Annotated in this window: 25 protein-coding genes; 4 read left to right on the top strand and 21 right to left on the bottom strand. The window is 27.2% G+C overall.

Annotated features, from left to right (window positions below; genetic code table 11):
* Window position 1: 1 nt before the first annotated feature.
* Both E0D94_RS07640 and E0D94_RS07635 read left to right on the top strand, forming a co-directional pair.
* A complete protein-coding gene (locus E0D94_RS07640; RefSeq protein WP_130806735.1) occupies window positions 2–358 on the top strand; it encodes a sulfite exporter TauE/SafE family protein in 357 nt (118 codons plus the stop codon).
* The gene (locus E0D94_RS07635) at window positions 355–711 is read left to right on the top strand and encodes a sulfite exporter TauE/SafE family protein (protein WP_130806732.1); all 357 of its coding nucleotides are present in this window, start codon (window positions 355–357) and stop codon (window positions 709–711) included. Before E0D94_RS07640 ends, E0D94_RS07635 begins: the two co-directional genes overlap by 4 nt.
* A gap of 16 nt (window positions 712–727) precedes the next feature.
* Here E0D94_RS07635 and E0D94_RS07630 read toward each other — a convergent pair whose 3' ends face one another.
* The 6 genes from E0D94_RS07630 to yunB form a co-directional block, all read right to left on the bottom strand.
* Window positions 728–1,102 carry a CoA-binding protein gene (locus tag E0D94_RS07630; protein WP_130806730.1) on the bottom strand — a complete coding sequence of 125 codons (375 nt, stop codon included), beginning with the start codon at window positions 1,100–1,102 and terminating at the stop codon, window positions 728–730.
* A 52-nt stretch (window positions 1,103–1,154) separates the two neighbouring features.
* Window positions 1,155–1,802 (bottom strand): YigZ family protein, encoded by a 648-nt coding sequence (locus E0D94_RS07625; RefSeq protein WP_130806728.1) that lies wholly within the window; start codon window positions 1,800–1,802, stop codon window positions 1,155–1,157.
* Between the two features lie 56 nt (window positions 1,803–1,858).
* Entirely contained in the window at window positions 1,859–2,293 is a 435-nt protein-coding gene (locus tag E0D94_RS07620) for an NUDIX domain-containing protein (protein WP_130806726.1), read from the bottom strand.
* A gap of 66 nt (window positions 2,294–2,359) precedes the next feature.
* Window positions 2,360–2,998, bottom strand: a complete 639-nt coding sequence (locus E0D94_RS07615; RefSeq protein WP_130806724.1) for a HEAT repeat domain-containing protein — start codon at window positions 2,996–2,998, stop codon at window positions 2,360–2,362.
* A gap of 9 nt (window positions 2,999–3,007) precedes the next feature.
* Window positions 3,008–4,282, bottom strand: coding sequence for a GTPase HflX (gene hflX / locus E0D94_RS07610; RefSeq protein WP_130806722.1), 1,275 nt, complete (start codon window positions 4,280–4,282; stop codon window positions 3,008–3,010).
* Between the two features lie 52 nt (window positions 4,283–4,334).
* Window positions 4,335–4,982 carry a sporulation protein YunB gene (yunB, locus tag E0D94_RS07605; RefSeq protein WP_130806720.1) on the bottom strand — a complete coding sequence of 216 codons (648 nt, stop codon included), beginning with the start codon at window positions 4,980–4,982 and terminating at the stop codon, window positions 4,335–4,337.
* A gap of 206 nt (window positions 4,983–5,188) precedes the next feature.
* Here yunB and E0D94_RS07600 point away from each other — a divergent pair, with 206 nt between their 5' ends.
* Window positions 5,189–8,209, top strand: a complete 3,021-nt coding sequence (locus tag E0D94_RS07600) for a penicillin-binding protein 1A (protein WP_130806718.1) — start codon at window positions 5,189–5,191, stop codon at window positions 8,207–8,209.
* A 37-nt stretch (window positions 8,210–8,246) separates the two neighbouring features.
* Here the strand turns inward: E0D94_RS07600 and E0D94_RS07595 are convergent, their stop codons facing one another.
* The 11 genes from E0D94_RS07595 to spoIIAA all read right to left on the bottom strand — a co-directional run bounded on the left by E0D94_RS07595 (window position 8,247) and on the right by spoIIAA (window position 14,940).
* The gene (locus E0D94_RS07595) at window positions 8,247–9,698 is read right to left on the bottom strand and encodes a spore germination protein (RefSeq protein WP_130806716.1); all 1,452 of its coding nucleotides are present in this window, start codon (window positions 9,696–9,698) and stop codon (window positions 8,247–8,249) included.
* Complete coding sequence (locus E0D94_RS07590; RefSeq protein WP_130806714.1) at window positions 9,699–10,256, bottom strand: stage V sporulation protein AE; 558 nt, start codon at window positions 10,254–10,256, stop codon at window positions 9,699–9,701.
* 10 nt (window positions 10,257–10,266) lie between these two features.
* Window positions 10,267–10,623, bottom strand: coding sequence for a stage V sporulation protein AE (gene spoVAE / locus E0D94_RS07585; protein ID WP_130806712.1), 357 nt, complete (start codon window positions 10,621–10,623; stop codon window positions 10,267–10,269).
* Window position 10,624: 1 nt separating this feature from the next.
* Window positions 10,625–11,653: a stage V sporulation protein AD gene (spoVAD, locus tag E0D94_RS07580; RefSeq protein ID WP_130806710.1), complete on the bottom strand. Its 1,029-nt coding sequence runs from the start codon at window positions 11,651–11,653 to the stop codon at window positions 10,625–10,627.
* Between the two features lie 11 nt (window positions 11,654–11,664).
* Entirely contained in the window at window positions 11,665–12,108 is a 444-nt protein-coding gene (spoVAC, locus tag E0D94_RS07575) for a stage V sporulation protein AC (protein WP_130806708.1), read from the bottom strand.
* A 16-nt stretch (window positions 12,109–12,124) separates the two neighbouring features.
* Window positions 12,125–12,547: a stage V sporulation protein AB gene (locus tag E0D94_RS07570; RefSeq protein ID WP_130806706.1), complete on the bottom strand. Its 423-nt coding sequence runs from the start codon at window positions 12,545–12,547 to the stop codon at window positions 12,125–12,127.
* Window positions 12,548–12,558: 11 nt separating this feature from the next.
* On the bottom strand, window positions 12,559–13,170 hold the full coding sequence (locus tag E0D94_RS07565) for a stage V sporulation protein AA (protein WP_130806704.1): 612 nt from the start codon (window positions 13,168–13,170) through the stop codon (window positions 12,559–12,561).
* Window positions 13,167–13,313, bottom strand: a complete 147-nt coding sequence (locus E0D94_RS14810) for a hypothetical protein (protein ID WP_165442904.1) — start codon at window positions 13,311–13,313, stop codon at window positions 13,167–13,169. The genes E0D94_RS07565 and E0D94_RS14810 overlap by 4 nt, the downstream gene beginning before the upstream one ends.
* Window positions 13,314–13,380: 67 nt before the next feature.
* Entirely contained in the window at window positions 13,381–14,148 is a 768-nt protein-coding gene (sigF, locus tag E0D94_RS07560) for an RNA polymerase sporulation sigma factor SigF (protein WP_130806702.1), read from the bottom strand.
* Between the two features lie 5 nt (window positions 14,149–14,153).
* On the bottom strand, window positions 14,154–14,591 hold the full coding sequence (gene spoIIAB, locus E0D94_RS07555; protein WP_130806700.1) for an anti-sigma F factor: 438 nt from the start codon (window positions 14,589–14,591) through the stop codon (window positions 14,154–14,156).
* Window positions 14,592–14,604: 13 nt separating this feature from the next.
* A complete protein-coding gene (gene spoIIAA, locus E0D94_RS07550) occupies window positions 14,605–14,940 on the bottom strand; it encodes an anti-sigma F factor antagonist (RefSeq protein ID WP_130806698.1) in 336 nt (111 codons plus the stop codon).
* A 182-nt stretch (window positions 14,941–15,122) separates the two neighbouring features.
* On the opposite strand from spoIIAA, the gene E0D94_RS07545 reads away from it, so the two are divergent.
* Complete coding sequence (locus E0D94_RS07545) at window positions 15,123–16,073, top strand: phosphoglycerate dehydrogenase (protein ID WP_341274564.1); 951 nt, start codon at window positions 15,123–15,125, stop codon at window positions 16,071–16,073.
* 32 nt (window positions 16,074–16,105) lie between these two features.
* Here the strand turns inward: E0D94_RS07545 and E0D94_RS07540 are convergent, their stop codons facing one another.
* The 4 genes from E0D94_RS07540 to E0D94_RS07530 form a co-directional block, all read right to left on the bottom strand.
* Window positions 16,106–17,575: a DUF92 domain-containing protein gene (locus E0D94_RS07540; protein ID WP_130806694.1), complete on the bottom strand. Its 1,470-nt coding sequence runs from the start codon at window positions 17,573–17,575 to the stop codon at window positions 16,106–16,108.
* Window positions 17,576–17,659: 84 nt separating this feature from the next.
* Window positions 17,660–17,785: a hypothetical protein gene (locus tag E0D94_RS15095; RefSeq protein WP_278044682.1), complete on the bottom strand. Its 126-nt coding sequence runs from the start codon at window positions 17,783–17,785 to the stop codon at window positions 17,660–17,662.
* An 85-nt stretch (window positions 17,786–17,870) separates the two neighbouring features.
* Complete coding sequence (locus tag E0D94_RS07535; RefSeq protein WP_165442903.1) at window positions 17,871–19,316, bottom strand: leucyl aminopeptidase; 1,446 nt, start codon at window positions 19,314–19,316, stop codon at window positions 17,871–17,873.
* A gap of 93 nt (window positions 19,317–19,409) precedes the next feature.
* On the bottom strand, window positions 19,410–20,003 hold the full coding sequence (locus E0D94_RS07530) for a nitroreductase family protein (RefSeq protein ID WP_423213396.1): 594 nt from the start codon (window positions 20,001–20,003) through the stop codon (window positions 19,410–19,412).
* Window positions 20,004–20,030: the final 27 nt, after the last annotated feature.

Raw genomic sequence — 20,030 nt, 5'->3', positions numbered from 1 at the left:
AATGAAAAATAAAATAATATTAATTTTTATTGGTTTAATTACAGGTTTTATAAATGGAATATTTGGATCAGGTGGGGGACTAATAATAGTACCTTCATTAATTTATATATTAAATATAAAGAGACATAAAGCTCATGCAACTGCAATATCAATTATTTTACCATTATCTTTTATAAGTACATATATTTATATTAGAAATGATTTAATAGATTTTAATATAGTAATTTTAATTTCTATAGGTGCAATTTTAGGTGGATTTATAGGGGCTAAATTATTAAATAAAATTCCAATTAATATTTTAAGAAAATCTTTTAGTCTTCTAATAATTTATATTTCAATTAGGATGATAATATTATGAAGTTAATATTTATTGGTCTATTATCCGGAATATTAGGTGGGATGGGAATCGGTGGAGGTACAATACTTATACCATCTTTAATTCTTTTTATAGGACTAAGTCAAACACAAGCTCAAGGTACAAATTTAATTGTCTTTATTCCTACTTCTATAATTGCATTAATAATTCATTATAAAAATAAAAATATAGTTACAAATATTATATTATATATCATTATACCAGGAATAATCGGGTCTATTATCGGAAGTTTTATTGCCATAAAAATTGATCAATCACTCCTTAGAAAAATTTTTGGTGTATTTATGCTATTTATAGGTATCTATCAATTCTTTCATAAAAAAGACAATGAGTAAAAACTCATTGTCTTTTTTATGAAAGAGCTACAAGTACACAATCTTCTACTATATTAAGATTATTTTCTTTTGCTTTTTCAATCACATTTTTGTCAGATGTTCCAGGCTGGAACCAAACATTTTTTATTCCTTTTTTATTTACTTCATCTAATGCACTTAAACTTACTTGAGGAGGAACTACAAAATCTAATACATCTGGTGTTTCTGGTAATTCTTCTATAGATTCATAGCACTTTTCTCCATTTATTTCATCGTATTTTGGATTTATAGGATAAACTTTATAGTCATGATCCTTTAATTTTTTATAAATTTTATATCCAAATTTACTCTCATTAGGAGTGACACCTAATACTGCCCAAACTTTTTTTTCTAACATATCTTTTTTATTCATAAAATCTACCTCCTGAATAATTTTTACCCTTTTTATTTTTTTAAAAACATCATCATTTTATTAATTTTTTATTTTCAAATGATAAATATTGTTCACCTAATTCTTTAATTATTACTTCTCCACTGGTTATATCTAATAATAGACCTTTTAAATCTTCTAGTTTTTCTTTTCTAGATAAAAGAATCATATTAACAGAATCATCATAACTTATATCTTCTATGAAATATGAAGAATTATTTATAACATTTTCTATTTTACCATTAAAAGTATAATCAAACCTTACTTTTATTTTTTTATAAATAATTTTTTCTATTATTGATGCACTTTCAAGAGCAATTTTAGCACCATGAGTATATGCACGAACTAATCCTCCAGCACCTAATTTTATACCACCAAAATATCTTGTTACAACTACTACTATATTTCTAAGATCTTCCTTTTTTATAACTTCTAAAATTGGTATACCTGCAATTCCACTTGGCTCACCATCATCACTATATCTTTGTATATTATTATTTTCACCTATAGCATATGCATATACATTATGTGTTGCATCTTTATGTTTAGTTCTTATTTGTTCTATAAATTCTAAAGCTTCTTCTTCAGATTCTACTGGTTTTGCATAACCAATAAATTTTGATTTTTTCTCTAAAAAATAATCTTCTCCAAATTTATGTATTGTTTTAAATATATCTTTCATTTAATCTCCCTTCTTTTTTATAAAACATTATAACATAAAAAAGGGCCTAAGCCCTTTTATACTATAGCTAAATTTTCATTTTTAAGTTTTAAATATTTTTTATGAGAAAGTCTTACTAATGATTTATCTTGGCTATAAGTGATTTTTTCTATTGCTTCTTGTATTTCATAAAAAACACCATTTTTAAACTCTTTATTATTTATATCATATTCCAATGACTTAGCTTCCATTATAAACCATATAATTTCATTACAAACAGGTTTTTTTCTAGATAAAGAATAAAATTCATAATTTGTTTCACCTGCTGGTGATACTATTTGAATAGTTTCTAACCCAGTTTCTTCTTTTACTTTAATTTTAGCAGTTTCAATAGCTAAATTCCCACTTTGAATTTTGCCTTTAGGAAGAATCCATTCATCCTTTTCATTTTTTAGAATAAAAACCTTGTCTTCATAAAACACCACACCACCAGCACAATTTCTCAAGAGCATATTTAAAACCTCCTCTTTATTATTAATACCATCATATAATAATTTATCAGAAAATTCAATTGATTTTTATATTTTTACCAAATAATTGATAACATCTTTTGCTGCACGTCTTACATAATCTTTTTCATTTTTATCATTTAATATTTTTTCCAATAATTTTATAGTATGCATATCTCCTATATTTCGAGTAGATTTAATTGCATATTGTCTAACTTGAGGATTGTCATCAAAGAAAAATTCTTCAAATATATTTTTATATTCACTTTTAGCCATCTTACCTAGTGCTGATACTGATAACCTTCTATAATTTACATTCTTACTTTTTAATTCCATAAGTAAAAAAGGAACTAATTTTTCATCTTTTAACTCTCCTATTAACCATATTAATATCATTCTATCTTCAGTATTTTTAAATTTTATATATCTTTTATAAATCTGTTCAACTAAATCTCTTTCATCTTCATTTGTAAGTGTTTTTAAATACTCAATTCTTTTTGACTTGCTCATAGAAATAATCTTTATTAACTTATCTTGTTTTTTCTTTTTTTGATATTTAATCTTTGCTTCTATAATATGCTTTTCAACTTCTTTATATGGCAAATTTCTAATTTTAGATATTATATCAATACTTTTCCCTTCAAGATATAAAAGATAACTTATTTGAAAACTCTCCATATTATCTATTTCATTCCACTTACCAAGCATAATATCACCTTACTCAACTACATATTCTTTATATTTAAAATAATCTTTCTTATTAAGCACTACATCTATAAAAGTACCTTCTTCTGTATGTGATACTTTCTTTGGATTATAATTATCTAAAATATAAGAAGTTATATCAGATTTATTATAAGGTAAAAGTATTTTTGTACTATAGAATTTATCTTCCAAAGCTCTTTCAATTGAATCGAACAATTTATCAATATTGATATTTTCTTTAGCAGAAATATATAACTTTTCTCCTGTTATATTATATCCTATATCTTCAATACTCTTTTGATCAATTTTATTAAATACTGTAATAATAGGTTTGTTTTCTGTATCTAAACCTTTCAGTATATTTAATGTAGTTTTTATTTGTATATCAAAATCACTATTTGTAGCGTCTACTACATGAACTATTACATCAGCATAATTAACCTCTTCTAAAGTACCTTTAAATGCAGCTATTAAATGTGTAGGTAATTTACTAACAAATCCAACTGTGTCTATTACAAGAACTTTTTGACCATTAGGCAAATTAGTCTTTCTTAGAGTAGTATCTAATGTTGCAAAAAGCATATCTTCAGTATAGACATCTTTTTCATTATTATAATCAGTTCCAGCTTTTAAAAGTTCATTAAAAAGAGTGGACTTACCTGCATTTGTATAGCCTACAAGAGCTATTATAGGTATTTCAGAATCTATTCTATTTTGTCTTTTTATCTCTCTTACACTTTCAACCTCTTTTAATCTTCTTCTTATTTCATCAATTCTATTTTCTATATGTCTTCTATCAGTTTCTAATTTTTTCTCACCTGGGCCTCTTGTACCTATCCCTCCACCTAATCTAGAAAGTTCTTTCCCAAATCCTGTAAGTCTAGGTAATCTATACTTTAATTGAGCTAATTCTACTTGTAGCTTACCTTCCTTTGTGCTAGCACGCCTTGAAAATATATCTAATATAAGTGTGGTTCTATCTATTACTTTTCTTTCCAAAACATTTTCAATATTTCTAATTTGAGCTCCTGTTAATTCATCATTAAATACAACAGTATCTATATCTAACTCCTCACAATAATTTAAAATTTCTTGTACCTTACCTTTTCCAATATAAAAAGCACTATCGATTCTATCTTTATTTTGAACAACAGTAGATATAGGTTCAGCATTTGCTGCTATAACTAATTCTTTCAATTCTTCCATAGAACTTTCAATATCAAATTCATTTCTTTTATTTAAATTTACTCCAACTAAAAGTACTTTTTCTTCTATTTGTCTTTCCACTAAAACACCTCATTCTTCTTTTAATTATAGTATAACAAAAAAACTATAAATTTTAATCAACAACATTCAAAAAATCTTTTTCTGGTACAGAAATATAGCTGTCAGGTACATCTCCTACTATAACTGTTTCTGCAATAGGTATAGTTGTAAGGACTTCTTCTGTTTTTGTAGCTAAAGGCACTATTATTCTAACATTTGTCTTTATTATTAAAATTACCCTATGAACTGTTTGATTTATCCCAGATTCTTCAAACTCTGTTGTGAAATCTACAGTAACAGAGCCTTGTGGTGTCATTTTCATACTAACTTTAGGACCATATTGAGATAATAATTGACTGTTCATTGCATTACCTAAAGGTATTTTTACTTTTTTTATTCCAATTTGTCTTATCTCATCTTGAACTGCCAATGCTATATTTGAAGAAATTTTTGTCATCATCATAGTATTATTTTGTATAGTTCTTAATTTACCCTCATTATCATATCTTAAATGTATTAAATCTTCATATTTTATTTCTTCTCCTATATTTTCTTTCACAGCATCATTTATAGCTTGTGTTGCTACCATTCTTGCTTTAACTTGACTTATAGCAAGTATTGTAGGTCTTATATTTTTATCAACTATTAAAAAGCTGTAAATAATAATTACTATAAAAAAAACTAAAACAAAATATCTTTTTTTAAAAGGACTTTTCCTCATTATAATCACTCCTATAATCATTATATGAAGATGCCATTCTTAATTTACCAAATAATAATTTTGTTATATAATATATTCTAATGGCAATATTTATAGTATAATTAATAAAATATATTATTTAATAATTATTTGTTTTTATATTTATATGATATAATTGTTGTAATTTAATAATATTTATTTTTATTAATGTTAGAGGAGGTTCATAAATGTCTAATGAAAAAAATACCAAAAGAGATAAGACAAAAAAAGATAAATCAAAAAAAGATAATAAAAGAAGAAATATAATACTTAAAACTATATTAGTAGTATTTCTCTTATTTGTCTTTATCTCTGTAGGTACTGTAGGTGGAATCTTGTTTGGTGTAATAAAAGATTCACCAGAAATAAATCCATCACGTGATATAAATGCTTTAAGTGAAAACTCAAAGATATATGATCAAAATGGAACTTTAATTGAAGAAGTTCTAACAGAAGAAAAAAGAACAATAGTAAATTTAGAAGATATGTCACCTTTTGTTAAAGATGCATTTGTGTCAGTTGAAGATGAAAGATTTAGAGAACATTTTGGTATAGATTTAAAGGGTATAGCAAGGGCTATAGTTGTAGATATAAAAACTCGTTCTCTTGAAGAAGGAGCAAGTACTATAACCCAACAATTAGTTAGAAACTTGTATCTTACAAAAGAAAAAGTTTTTACAAGAAAAATTACTGAAATGTACCTAGCAGTTAAGATGGAGCGTGAAATATCTAAAGATGATATTTTAGAAGCTTATCTAAATACAATTTACCTTGGTCAAGGTGCTTATGGAGTTGAAGCTGCATCAAAAACATACTTTAATAAAGATGCCAAAGACCTTACACTTGCTGAATCTGCATTACTTGCAGGTATAACTAAATCTCCAAATGACTATCAATTATTTAAGAGGATAGATCCAGAGAATTTAGAAGAAGATAATATGAATGTAGTAGGTACTGTAGAAGTTATAGGTAAACAATATGTAGCAGTATTTAATGAAAATATAATAAACAGACAAAAAACAATTCTTTCTCTTATGAAAGAACAAGGTAAAATCACAGAGGAAGAATATAATGAAGCATTAGATGAGGATGTTGTTTCACTTATTAATCCTGGTCAAATGAAAAATGAAAACATAGAAACTTCTTATTATACTGATTTTGTTAAAAATCAAGTGAAAAAAGACCTAATTTCAAAAGCTGGATATACAGAAGAAGAAGCAGAAGAAGCATTGTTTAAAGATGGTCTTAAAATTTATACTACAGTAGATATAGAAATGCAAGAAAAAATCGAAGATATTTACAAATCATTTACAGAAAATGTAGGAAGTAAATCATGGCTAAGATTAAATTACAAAACTAGAGGTGGGAATATAATTGATAGTTATGGAAAAATAGCTTACTATCAAAAAGAAAACCTACTAGATAATGAAGGTAACTTATATTTATCTAAAGACTCGTATAATATTGATGAACAAGGTAATTTAACAATAAAGTCTCCTAAAATAAATTATAGAAATTTAGATGTAACTGATTATTTTACTAAAAAAGATGGTACAATTTATACTCATCCAACATGGTCACTTAGTGTTGATAAACAAAATTATACTGTAAATGAAGAAGATGAAAGTTTTACTATAAAAGCAGAATATTTAAAGGAACATAGTGATTTTTATAAAATAGTTGATAATACACTATATATATCTAAAGATAGATTCTATAATAATGAAAAAGGTGTAATTCAACCACAATCTGCTATTACAATAATGGATCCTAAAACTGGACAAGTAAAAGCAATAGTTGGTGGTAGAGATTCTGAGGGTCAAAGAGTATTTAATAGGGCAACAAATGGTCCAAGACAACCTGGATCATCCATAAAGCCACTTTCAATATATACTCCAGCTTTAGATAATGGGTTTACAGCAGCATCAGTAATTGATGATGTTCCTAGGTATTCAAATGGTAAAATTTGGCCTAAAAACTATTCTACAGGAAGATTTTATGGTTTAACACCAATGAGAAAAGCAATTCAATATTCTTATAACGTATCTGCAGTTAAATTTTTAGAAAAAGTAGGAATAAATTCTTCAATAGATTATCTAACTAAGTTTGGACTAATAAATAAAGATAATCCATCAAATGATACTTTTATCTCTGCAGATGAAGCTATAAATGGTAGTTCAGACGAAAACTTAGCTGCTCTTGCTCTAGGTGGTATGACAAAAGGTGTAACTCCACTTAAAATGACTGCAGCATATGGTGCTTTAGCTAATAATGGTGTCTATACAGAACCTATTGTTTATACAAAAATTGAAAATAATAAAGGTGAAGTTATAATAGACAATAAACCAAAGCAAAATACAGTAGTTAGTCCACAAATTGCATATATTATGACTGACATGCTACAAACTGTAGTTAATTCTGGTTCAGGAACTAATGCTAATTTTGCTAATATGAGTGTAGCAGGTAAAACTGGTACAACTAATAATCAAGTTGATGTTTGGTTTGCAGGATATACTCCATATTACTCTGCAGCAGTGTGGATAGGAAATGATAGTCCTGCAATTGAACTTACACAATCAAGTAAACTTGCATCTAGTTTTTGGGGAAATATAATGAAAACAGTTCATGAAGGATTAGATAATCAAAGCTTTAAACGACCAGAAGGAATTGTATCTAGACAAGTATGTATAGATTCTGGAAAACTTCCTACAGAATTATGTTCTAAGGATCCAAGAGGTAGTCGTGTTAGAACAGAATTATTTGTAGCAGGTACTGAACCTCGTGAAAGATGTGATGTTCATGTATCAGTAGAAGTAGATACTTCAACTGGAAAACTTGCTAACGAGTATTGTCCAGATGATGTAGTTGAAAATCGTGTATTTATACAAAGACCAGTCCCATATAAAGGTAGTATAAAACCTATAGACTCTAAGTACGAAGTTCCTACTGAAGTTTGTGATGTTCATACAAAAGATTCTAATCCTATAAAAGATATTATTGATGATATCTTAGATAAAGATAAGGACGAAGACAAAGATAAAGAAGATGATAAAAAGCCAGATAAAGATAAAGAAGATAATGGTAACAGTGATGATAATGGTGGTAATGAAGACGATGGAGGCGATGAAGGTACTGGTGATGACCTAGAAGATCCTAATAACCCACCAACGAAACCAGAAGATCCTACTACTCCACCACCAAAAGAATAATAAAACAACAAAAAAATAAGGAAGGCATATGCCTTCCTTATTTTTTTGTTGTTTTATCTTTAGTCCTTAATATTTCTGGTCTTAACTTTACTTCTGGGATTGGTTTTCTCATAATTATAGTAGAAAATGCTCTTCCATTAAATGGAATGAGAGGCCACAAATAGTTGATTCCTCCGAAAGATTTAGTTTTATAAAGAGTTATTAAGAAAATTAGAAAGGTTATAAGGAATCCATAGATTCCAAAAAAACCTCCACCTATAAGTAATAATATTCTAAATAACCTCATAGCAAGAGAAAATTCTATACTAGGAGTTGCAAACATCCCAATACCTGATATTGCTGTATATAATACAGTTTCTGGTATAATCCATCCAACCTTAACAGCAAAATCACTTAATAACAAGGCTCCAATTATACCAAGAGAAGTAGTTAATGCATTTGGTGTATGAATAGATGCAATTCTAAGCATATCTAGTCCAACTTCTAAAATCAAAAATTGAATTATAAGTGGTATCTCTCCTATTTCTTTAGGACCAATAAAGCTTAAAGCTTGAGGTAAAAAATTAGTATTATTTGCAAGAACAAGCCATAATGGACTTGCTATAAGTGAAAAGAATATTGCTAAAAACCTTACCCATCTCATATATGTTCCAATTGTAGGATTTTGATAATAATCCTCTGCATGTTGTGTGAAATGAAAAATTGTAACTGGTAAAATCATTACACTAGGTGTAGTATCCACTATTAAAATAATATGTCCTTCCAATAAATGAGCTGCTGTTACATCTGGTCTTTCTGTAAATCTAGCTTGTGGAAATGGATTAAAAGTTTTCCCTAAAATATATTCTTCTAAACTCTTCTCTGCCATTATAAGAGAATCTGTATCTATTTGATTTAATTTCTCTTTTATACTTTTCACTAAATCATCATTAGTAATATCTTCAATATATCCTACTACAATATCTGTTTTAGTTCTTCTACCTACATTAAAAATCTCGAATCGCAAATTAGGATCTCTAATTCTTCTTCTCACAAGGGCTGTATTGAATATAATAGTTTCAACAAATCCATCTCTTGATCCTCTAGTCACTTTTTCTAAATCTGGCTCTTCTGGACCTCTAGCAGGATAAGTTCTTGTATCTAGAACTATCGCCTTATAAACACCTTCTACAAAAAGTACAGATGCACCAGAAAGTATCATATATTCTATTTCTTTATAATCATCTGATTCAGTACATTCAATATAAGGTATTTTCTTTGAAATTAATTTTTGTAATACATTTGGTACTATTTCATCATGCTTAGTTCCTTGCAATTCTTCCATTATAAAAAGCATAATATCATCTTTAGCAAACCCATCAATAAAAAATATAGATGCATTTTTGCCACCAATTGTAATATCTCTTTTTACAACGTCAAAACTCTTTCCTACTCCTAATTTATCAGTCAAATAATCAATATTTTCCTGATATTTTTGAAAAAGTTTCATTTATAACTCCTTTCTATTTAATATATCAGTAAAAGCCTTTGTTATAATAGGTGCCCCTATTTTGCAATCATCAGAACCATTCATCTTACCAATATCACCTATACCTATTATCAAAGGAAATTCATATACTTCTAATATATCTACAGTATCACCATACAACCTCTTTTCCCCAGTAGCATTTCCTTCTTTATCAACTCCACCTTCAACTTTTTCTCCTCTACAATCAATAGAATAATCCACTTCAATACCATTTACTCCCTCAGTATTTGAAGCTACTGCAACAACTCCAGCAATAGTTACTCTATCATCACCTACTATTTCACTTAATGCTTGTTCCCCTACTCCATATCCAGGATCTCCTTTATCATCTACCATAACAGCAACTGGATCATATTCTGCAGTAACTATTAAATCAACAATATCTTTACCAGATAATTTAGTTGGATTACCCCAAGATTTTGAAATACATCTTCCATCAACATTTTTTATTGCTACTTCTATTGCTTTTTTAGCTTTTTCATCGCCATCAGTTACTAAAATAATTTTTCTTTTATTCATAAAATCATCCTTATTTTTTAGTCTTAGGATTAAATATTACTGCCATGATATATCCAAAAAATATAGCTGCAGCTACTCCTCCTGCAGTTGCTGTTATTCCTCCTGAAAATATGCCAATAATTCCAGACTTATCAACACCTTCCGCAGCTCCTTTAGCTAAAGAATAACCAAAACCAAGTAAAGGAACACTTGCACCTGCACCTGCAAATTTTATTATTGGTTCATAAATGCCAATAGCAGTAAGTATTACCCCTGATGTTACAAATGAAACTAATATATGTGCAGGAGTAAATTTTGTCCCATCCATAAGTAATTGAGCTATCAAACATATTACTCCTCCCACTAAAAATGCCTTTATATAATCCATATTACTCCTCCTTATCTAAACTATTTGAAATAGTTACAGCATGGGCTATACAAGGAATTGATTCTCCTTGATTAGCACTTGTAGGAGAATGCATTGCTCCAGTTGCAACTAATAAAATTCTATTTATTTTTTTCTGTTTTAAAAGATCATACATATAACCATTAAAAACTACACCAGAACAAGCACAACCACTACCACCTGAATGTGTATCTTGTTTTTCATTGTCAAATATTAAAATACCACAATCGGTATGATTACCAGAAATATTTAAACCTTCTTTTTTACACATATCTATTAATATCTCTGACCCAATAGTTGCTAAATCTCCTGTTATAATATAATCATAATCACTAGGACTAAATCCTGATTCTTTAAAATGAGCAGTTATTGTATCTGTCGCTGCTGGTGCCATGGCTGCCCCCATATTATTTGCATCAATTATTCCTTTATCCACTATTCTACCTGTAGTTACATGAGTTATATAAGGTCCATTTCCATTTGATGATAATACACTTACTCCAGCACCTGTAACTGTCCATTGAGAAGTTAGTGGTCTTTGATTTCCAAGTTCTAGAGGAAACCTAAATTGTCTTTCAGCAGTTGAAAAATGACTGGAAGCTATGCATATTACTTTATCAGCAAAACCACCATCAATTGCCATTGCTCCTAAAGAAAGTGATTCACTCATTACTGAACATGCTCCATACAACCCAAAGAAAGGAATATTAGTATTCCTAGCAGCAAATCCTGTAGCAATAATTTGATTTAATAGATCTCCACCAAATATATATTCAATATCATCTTCCTTCAGATTTATTTTATTTAAAGCTTCTTTTATAGTATCAGTTTGTAATTTTGATTCACTTTGTTCCCATGTACTCATTCCATTTAAATCATCTTGAATTATTTTGTCAAAATAATCTTTTAGTGGACCTTCTCCTTCTTTAGGACCTACTATTGAAGCTGTAGATATTATTGAAGGAGGATCCAAAAATTTAATTGTCTGTTTTCCTAATTTTTTTATAGCCATATTATACTCTCCTATCTATTTGCAAGATAATATATAATCCCATAAATTATTGAAGAACCATATCCATATACTAATACTGGTCCAGCAATTACAAACATTTTAGCCGCTACTCCAAAAACATAACCTTCTCTTTTATATTCCATAGCTGGAGATACAATAGAATTTGCAAATCCAGTAATAGGAACAATAGATCCAGCACCAGCATACCTTCCTAATCTATCATAGAGTCCAATACCAGTGAAAAGAGCACTTAAAAAAACTAATGTCATTGGAACTGCTGACGCTACCTCTTTTTTATCTAATCCTAGAGATGTGTAATAATTTAAAAACACCTGTCCTAATGTACATATAAGTCCTCCAACCCAAAATGCTCTTATACAGTTTTTAAAATAACTTGGTTTAGGAACTTTATTTTCTACATATTTGTTATATTCTTCACTGTTCATATTTTTCATATAAACACCCTTTCATTTATCTAATATTATTGAGTATTAACCAGTCAATAAGAGAACCTATAACTTTTCCAAGAGATATACATAATACTGGTATTTGCAATAATTCTTTTAATTTTAATTTATTTTCAAGTACTGGTATTACATTTAGTACTTCTGCTAGTGCTGAAGCAATTAATCCTATAAAAGCACCTGTGAATATTCCTATAGGAATTAAAAATAGCATATTTCCATATAAAGATATCTGAAAAAATTCTATTAAAGTTGTTAAAATAACTGAGATTACAATTACTCTCTGATAAATATATAATTGTCCATTGGAATCTGATATTTGCGCAAGCCTTGGTATTAAATCTAAAAGTGTTAAAAATGATGCAATAGCAGTACCTACACCAACACCACCTGCAAATCCTAATATTACAAGAAAAATTGATTTGAACATCTAATCACCCACTAATCTGAATTATGTTTTGTAACATCTAAAATATAATCATCAATATTTTTCTCATAACTATGCATTTCTAGTTGCAATGGACTTGGTTCATTTTTCTTTTTCTTTTTAAAAACTCTCTGAAAAAATGCCACCATTCCAACACCAAGTCCTAATGAATAAGGTATTGTTAATATTAAAGGATTTTGTTTTTCTACTCCAGTAACAATGTAATTTATAGTTGATAAACTTTCTTCCATATTTACATCATCATGAAAGTTTATTATTGCAATTGAAGCTCCAAAAAATAATAATATAGACACAGTAAAAACTTTTAAAAATTTATATAAATTATTTTCTTTTTTATAATCTTTTATGTGTATCAATATTTCAGGTGAGCCATGAATTACTATATTAATATTATTATTGATATTTTTTATGTTTTTTATTATTGATAATACTGAAATCACCTTATTATTATCAAAATCATTGGTTTCAGCAATTATTAATTCTTTAATTTCTTGTTCTAATTTACTATCCTTACAAAAAACTGAAGCAATATGTTTAATTTTTATTTGTGTATTTGGTTTAATCGTAACTTTTGGTTCAACTTGTAAAAATAACTCTAAGTTCATATATTATCACCTTTAATATTTAATACTAATGTTGACCCACTAGGTTTTTCATTTATAGAATCATCATTTGAATATAACACTGCTATTCCAAGAATTATTAAAACTACTATTAATATTAAAAATCGAATATATATCTTTTTCATATGTTCAACTCCATTTTTTAATATTATTTGCAATTGATCTTTTTTAATACAAAAAATGAAGGCATAATTATGCCTTCATTAAATCATCTTTTAAACTACTTAATATTTTCTTTTCAATTCTTGAAACTTGCACTTGAGAAATTCCTAGTTTTTTTGCAATTTCTATTTGAGTTTCATCTTTAAAATATCTCATTATAATTATCTGCCGTTCTCGTGGTTTCAAATTTACGATTAATTCTTTTAATGTTATTTTATCAACCATATCATAATCTCCTGTATCTTCATCTTCAATTTTATCAATAAGATGAATTGGAGAACCATCATTTTGATGAACTACATCATATAAATAATCTGGAGAATAACTTGATTCTAAAGCCATGATAATGTCTTCTTTATCAACCTTTATTTCATCAGAAATTTCTTGAATAGTAGGTTCTCTACCTAATTTTTTTGTCAAAGCTTCTTTTGCTTGTTTTGCTTTATTGGCAGTTTGTTTTAAAGATCTACTCACCTTTATAATTCCATCATCTCGTAGAAATCTTCTTATTTCCCCTATTATCATAGGTACAGCATATGTAGAAAATTTCACATTGTAACTATCGTCAAATTTTTGTATTGCTTTTATAAGGCCAATAGAACCTAATTGAAATATATCTTCAGAATCATAACCTCTATTAATGAATTTTTTAACTACACTTCTTATAAGTCCTAAATTATGGTTTACTAATATATCTTGAGATTCTTGATCTCCTGCTTGTGCTTTATTTATTAATTCAATGGTTCTTTCATGACTTAATAGATCATGACTTTTATTTTGTGCATTACAAAATTCCATATCAATTACTCCTCTGAAGATATTTTTTTGAACTCTTTAACCATTCTGATTTTTGTTCCTTTATTTTCTTCAGAATAAACTTCTAATCCATTCATGAAAGTTTCCATAACAGTAAATCCCATACCTGATCTTTCAAGTTCTGGTCTAGATGTATAAAAAGGTACTCTAGCTTCTTCTACATTTGGTATTCCTACACCAAAATCTTGAATTATTATTTCAAGTAATTGTCCCTCTATACTACATTCTATTAAAATTTTACCTATTTTATCTTCATATCCATGAATTATTGAATTAGTTACAGCTTCAGATACAGCAGTTTTTATATCTGCAAGTTCTTCAATTGTAGGATCCAATTGTGCAGCAAAAGAAGCTACAACTACTCTTGCAAATGCTTCATTTTGTGATTTACTAGGTATTTCTAATTTCATGGTATTATCTTTCATTTTTCACACTCCCTTATAAATGTTCTAAAACTTTTTCTTCAGTCTCGTATACTTCAACTAACTTATATATTCCTGACATTTCAAGTATTTTATTTACCCTAGGATTAACATTAGTAAGAAATAATTTTCCACCAAGTTCGTTTACTAATTTATATCTTCCCATAATTAGTCCTATACCTGAACTATCCATAAAATTTAGACCTTTCAAATTGATTGATATATTCTTATATCCAACTTGACTAAATAAAGCATCTATCTTTTCTCTTACTTTTTTTGCATTGTGATGATCAAGTTCACCATTTACATCTACAAATAATGTGTTTTTCTTGTTACTAAAATTTATATTCACACTCTTCCCTCCTATTTTGTTTCTATTCTTTCTAATTCTATATATCCTTTTAAAATTCCTTCAATGAAATTTGACTAGTTTTATATAGTTTTAGCTCTTTTTGTAATAATTTGTTTTATATAAAAATAATTATACATTTAAAGGTTAGAATATCATATAAAGTGGTATAAATACATTTGGAGGTGTTAAGTTTGAAAGTACTTTTTACATATAATCAACCACAAGAAAACATTGAAAAAATCAAAGAATTAGGATATGAAGTCATAGTTAAAAATGAAAAAGATTTAGAACTTACAAATGATATATTAGATATTGATGCTATGATATGCTATAAACCTTTTGATAAAATAGACATTTCTAAATTAAAAAATCTTAAATGGATACAATTATCTAGTGTAGGAATTGATCAAGTTCCAATGGATAAACTTAGAGAACAAAATATAATTCTTACAAATAACAGAGGTGGATATAGTATTCCTATGGGTGAATGGATAGTAATGAAAATACTTGAAATGTTAAAAAACTCTAAAGAATTTTATGAAAAACAACAAAATAAAAATTGGAAATTAGATACTTCACTTTTAGAGCTTTATGGTAAAAAGGTAGGATTTATAGGCACAGGAACAATATCAGTTGAAGCTGCAAAAAGATTACAAGGGTTTGAAATAGAAACATTAGGTTTGAATACAGATGGTAGACAAGTAGAATATTTTGATAAAACATATTCTAAGGATAATATTGATGAACTTTTAAAAATTTCTGATATAGTTGTTGTAGCAATACCATATACAGATAAAACTCATCATATGATAAATAAAGATAGATTTAATGCTATGAAAGATGGAGCTTATTTCATAAATGTAGCTCGTGGTAGTATTGTAAATGAAAAAGATTTAATAGATGCTCTACAAACAAATAAAATAAGAAAAGCTGCATTAGATGTAGTAGAAACTGAACCATTAGATAAAGACAGCAAACTTTGGGATTTAAATAATGTTATAATAACCCCACATAACTCTTGGATATCAGAAAACAAAGGTACAAGAAGATTTGAAACTATATATGAAAATTTAAAAAGATTTAAAAATAATGAAGGACTTAAAAACAAAGTAAATATTAATAAAGGATATTAAAAAATGCAAATACCAAATTGGTATTTGCATTTTTATATTAATACTAAAACAAATAAAGTAGCTAAAAGAATACTTGTTATATTAATAAAATCATTATTTATAAATTTAAATCCTCTTGCTAATTTTCTAATATTTTTATCAATAAACTTCTTTTCTGTTTCATTACCATATTCATCTAAATATATAGCTTGTATAGAAGCCCCTAATAAAGAATCTATAATAGTACCTAAAAATCCTGAAATAGTAAGTATAAAGAGCAATAATATATTATGTTTTATATCTGAAAACAAATAAATATAACTATATCCATAAATCGCTATTAAAAAAGCTCCCAAAAGACCAGAAACGGTTCCTAAAACAGATACAGCCCCTGAAGTACCCTTAGATACCTTTTTAAAATTCCTAAGTGATATAGGCTTATTTTTATCTAATATACCTAGTTCAGTAGACCATGTATCTGCATTAGCTGCAGCAAATGCTACTATAAACATATATATAAATATAATTTCCTTAGTAAAAAAATATAAAATACTATAAATTAATCCTACCCCACCATTTGCAAAGACTTGAAATATATCTCTATCTCCAGTTTTATCAAATTGAGTAGCAACTAAAGTTTTATCTTTTTTCTTGAAATGACTTAGAAAACTAGATGATATAAAAAATAAAATCATAATAGATGCACCAAAAAACCCTGTAGTTACAAATATAGTAGTACCTAATATTATTGCACCAATTACACCGGATATAGTTAATGACCTTTTTTTATATGCTAAAAATCCAATTGAACCACTAAATATAAATCCAATTAATATTCTATTTATATAAAAATAAAAATCATTGTTCATACTAATTAAAAAATATGCTAATATGGAACTAAATATTGGCACAGTAATATTATCAAGTCCAAAAGGAGTTATAAGTTCTAAAATAGTAGCAACAATTGCTATAATAAATGAAATAAAAATAGTACTTGTCCCAAAAGATTGAACAATAGATAAAAATATAATAGATACAATAAATGAAGCCATGAACATTGTGAAAGTTCCTATAAACGACTTTTTATTACTACCTATATGAAAAGTGTTAAGACCAAATTTGATTCCAAATAGAGCAGCTAGTCCATCTCCATATCCCATTATTAAAATACCTATAGCACCAATATAAATATTTAAATTCCAAAAAATAAAAACTAAAATAAATAATGATATTGGAAAATATACTATGCCAAGACTTTCTTTTTCATCTCTTTTCATACTTTTAAAAATACTTTTTTTATAAGAAATATAATTAAGTATCATAAAAATAAAAGGTGGAATTAAGGCATAAAACTTATTATCAATAATCATCATAGAAATAATCCACCAGTTTGATACTCCAATATGCACAAATTTCCTATTAAATTCTTCACTTATATTTGTATATCTATTTAAGATCTCTGCTACAATAAGTATCATAAATACAAATACAAAAGATATAATCATACCAAAAAAATCATTCAAAGAAAATGCCCCCTTAAATCATATTAATATAATTATATAATATAATAACAAAATCCACTACATTTTTTGTAGTGGATTTTGTTATTACTTTTCAAAAGCTATCAAGTAATATTTTTCTTGAAGATTTTTTTCTAAATCTTTTAATTTAGTTAATTCATCTTCTTTAAGATCTGCCAAAGGTACTTGATTTAATTTATTTTTGGATTCCATATGTTTAAATCGTCCTCCTTATATAGTTTAAAATTTATTGTACCTTTTATTATTTTGGCCTAATCTATTATTTTTATTCTTTAGTTTAATTTTTTGCTAAATAATAAAGTGGTCTTACTGCTATACCTGTTCCACCTTTAGATATAACACCAGATTGTTTTTTAGCAAATGCAGTACCTGCTATGTCTATATGAACCCATGGTAAATCGCCATTAAATTCACCTACAAATAATCCTGCAGTTATAGTACCAGGATTTCCTGCTGTATTAGTTAAATCAGCTTCTTCATGTTTTATAAGTTCCTTGTATTCATCAAATATTGGCATTCTCCATATTTGTTCACCACTTAATTTAAAACTATTATCTATATCTTTAAAGAATTCATCATTATTACTAATAGCAACTGAAGCTGCATCTCCAGTACAATAGATTGCTGCACCTGTAAGAGTTGCTATATCTAATACTTTATTTACATTTTCTTTTGTAACAATATAATGCATAGCATCTATTAAGGTTAATCTTCCTTCTGCATCAGTATTACCAATGAATATAGTTTTTCCACCCATAGAATTTATAATGTCGCCTGGTCTATAACTATTTCCAGAAATCATATTTTCACATGCAGCAACAACAGCAACTACATTTCTTTTAATTTTAGCTTCTGAAATTGCACACATAGATCCAATAACTGCAGAAGCTCCTCCCATATCACTTTTCATAGTTACCATACCTGAAGTAGATTTAATTGAAAGACCACCTGAATCATAAGTTAATCCTTTACCAACATATCCTAAAGTTTCTTCACTTTCACTATCACCTTTATAACGCATAATAATAAACTTTGGCTCTATAGAAGAAGCTTTAGCTACAGATAAATAAGCTTCCATACCTAATTCTTTGATTTCATTTAATCCTAAAATTTCAACTTCAAATCCTTTTTCCTTTCCTAACTCTTTTACCTCTTCAGAAAGTTTTATAGGATTCATTACATTAGCAGGTTGATTCACTAAATTTCTTGCTATTATATTTGAACTTGCAAGAATCATAGCTTCGTTTTTAATTGCTTCATAGTTATCTGGATTATTTACTAATATATCTAATGAAATTTCATTTTTATCCTTTTTATCAGTCTTATAATCATCAAACTTATAATTTGCCATCATAATAGACTCTACTGCTGCTTTTACATTAATTTCATTCTTTTCTGAATTTTCATCCTTAAAAATTAAAGCCATATTTTTAATATTTTCTTTATCTAGTTTTCGAAAACCATTGGCTAATGTATTTAATAATTTTCTGTATTTAATATCATCCTTTTTTCCTAAACCTACAAGAACAACTTCTATTAATTTGTCTTCTTGTGAAATTGTCATCTTATAATTTTTACCATCTTTTCCTTCAAAACGTTTTGATTCTTTTAACATATCTAGTGGTATATTGATTCCATCTAATACTAATTCATCCTCATACATTGGAATCATCAAACCATCATATTTAGAAATTTCTACTTCTTTAATTAAAGATACTTTCATTTTATATAATTCCCCCTTAAAAATATATAATTCTATATATATAATATGCATATTATATATATAGAATTATATCATAAATATTAATAAATTATATTAATCTAATATTTTAATTCTCTTCTCTAAAGGTAAAAATTCTTTTCCTCCTGCCTCTTCTTCTTTTTTACCAAAAGGCATTTGAGCTAATAGCTTCCATGATTTATCTATATTCCACTCTGATTTAACATCTTCTTCTATAAGTTCAGTATAATGTTGTAAAGAAGCACCTAATCCATTAATAGCAAGTCCAGTCCAAATATTATATTGGAGCATTCCTGATGATTCTAGTGAATATATTGGAAAACTTTCTTTATATAATGGAAATTGTTCTTTAAGAGATTCAACTGTATCTTGATCTTCAAAAAATAAAATAGTTCCATAACCCTTTCTAAAAGATTCTATTTTTTGTTCAGTAGGTTCAAATTGTCCTTCTGGTACAACTTTTCTTAGAGCATCCTCTGTTATATCCCAAAGTCTCTTGTGCTTATCATTTAAAAGTAATATTACTCTACCACTTTGTGAATTAAAAGCAGTTGGTGTATACTTTACACTTTCTTCAATTATTTCTTTTATTTTTTCATCTGAAACAGGAGAAGAATCACTTATATTATATATACTTCTTCTCTCTTTCATAGCATCATAAAAATTCATTAATATACCTCCTATTATTTGATAATT

Source organism: Senegalia massiliensis, from assembly GCF_900626135.1.
Taxonomy (GTDB): domain Bacteria; phylum Bacillota; class Clostridia; order Tissierellales; family SIT17; genus Anaeromonas; species Anaeromonas massiliensis.
This window is presented reverse-complemented; position numbering and strand designations above follow the sequence as displayed.

What these genes read in the sequence shown, in the direction of transcription:
- E0D94_RS07615 (WP_130806724.1), bottom strand. Translation starts at nt 2,998, where the DNA reads ATGCTTGGTAAGTGGAATGAAATAGATAATATGGAGAGTTTTCAAATA.
- E0D94_RS07640 (WP_130806735.1), top strand. Translation starts at nt 2, where the DNA reads ATGAAAAATAAAATAATATTAATTTTTATTGGTTTAATTACAGGTTTT.
- E0D94_RS15095 (WP_278044682.1), bottom strand. Translation starts at nt 17,785, where the DNA reads ATGGAATCCAAAAATAAATTAAATCAAGTACCTTTGGCAGATCTTAAA.
- E0D94_RS07625 (WP_130806728.1), bottom strand. Translation starts at nt 1,802, where the DNA reads ATGAAAGATATATTTAAAACAATACATAAATTTGGAGAAGATTATTTT.
- E0D94_RS07570 (WP_130806706.1), bottom strand. Translation starts at nt 12,547, where the DNA reads ATGTTCAAATCAATTTTTCTTGTAATATTAGGATTTGCAGGTGGTGTT.
- E0D94_RS14810 (WP_165442904.1), bottom strand. Translation starts at nt 13,313, where the DNA reads ATGAAAAAGATATATATTCGATTTTTAATATTAATAGTAGTTTTAATA.
- spoVAE (WP_130806712.1), bottom strand. Translation starts at nt 10,623, where the DNA reads ATGGATTATATAAAGGCATTTTTAGTGGGAGGAGTAATATGTTTGATA.
- yunB (WP_130806720.1), bottom strand. Translation starts at nt 4,982, where the DNA reads ATGAGGAAAAGTCCTTTTAAAAAAAGATATTTTGTTTTAGTTTTTTTT.
- E0D94_RS07620 (WP_130806726.1), bottom strand. Translation starts at nt 2,293, where the DNA reads ATGCTCTTGAGAAATTGTGCTGGTGGTGTGGTGTTTTATGAAGACAAG.
- E0D94_RS07565 (WP_130806704.1), bottom strand. Translation starts at nt 13,170, where the DNA reads ATGAACTTAGAGTTATTTTTACAAGTTGAACCAAAAGTTACGATTAAA.
- spoVAD (WP_130806710.1), bottom strand. Translation starts at nt 11,653, where the DNA reads ATGGCTATAAAAAAATTAGGAAAACAGACAATTAAATTTTTGGATCCT.
- E0D94_RS07535 (WP_165442903.1), bottom strand. Translation starts at nt 19,316, where the DNA reads ATGAAAGTATCTTTAATTAAAGAAGTAGAAATTTCTAAATATGATGGT.
- E0D94_RS07530 (WP_423213396.1), bottom strand. Translation starts at nt 20,003, where the DNA reads ATGAATTTTTATGATGCTATGAAAGAGAGAAGAAGTATATATAATATA.
- E0D94_RS07600 (WP_130806718.1), top strand. Translation starts at nt 5,189, where the DNA reads ATGTCTAATGAAAAAAATACCAAAAGAGATAAGACAAAAAAAGATAAA.
- E0D94_RS07595 (WP_130806716.1), bottom strand. Translation starts at nt 9,698, where the DNA reads ATGAAACTTTTTCAAAAATATCAGGAAAATATTGATTATTTGACTGAT.
- E0D94_RS07630 (WP_130806730.1), bottom strand. Translation starts at nt 1,102, where the DNA reads ATGAATAAAAAAGATATGTTAGAAAAAAAAGTTTGGGCAGTATTAGGT.
- sigF (WP_130806702.1), bottom strand. Translation starts at nt 14,148, where the DNA reads ATGGAATTTTGTAATGCACAAAATAAAAGTCATGATCTATTAAGTCAT.
- spoIIAB (WP_130806700.1), bottom strand. Translation starts at nt 14,591, where the DNA reads ATGAAAGATAATACCATGAAATTAGAAATACCTAGTAAATCACAAAAT.
- E0D94_RS07635 (WP_130806732.1), top strand. Translation starts at nt 355, where the DNA reads ATGAAGTTAATATTTATTGGTCTATTATCCGGAATATTAGGTGGGATG.
- spoVAC (WP_130806708.1), bottom strand. Translation starts at nt 12,108, where the DNA reads ATGAAAAATATGAACAGTGAAGAATATAACAAATATGTAGAAAATAAA.
- E0D94_RS07590 (WP_130806714.1), bottom strand. Translation starts at nt 10,256, where the DNA reads ATGAATAAAAGAAAAATTATTTTAGTAACTGATGGCGATGAAAAAGCT.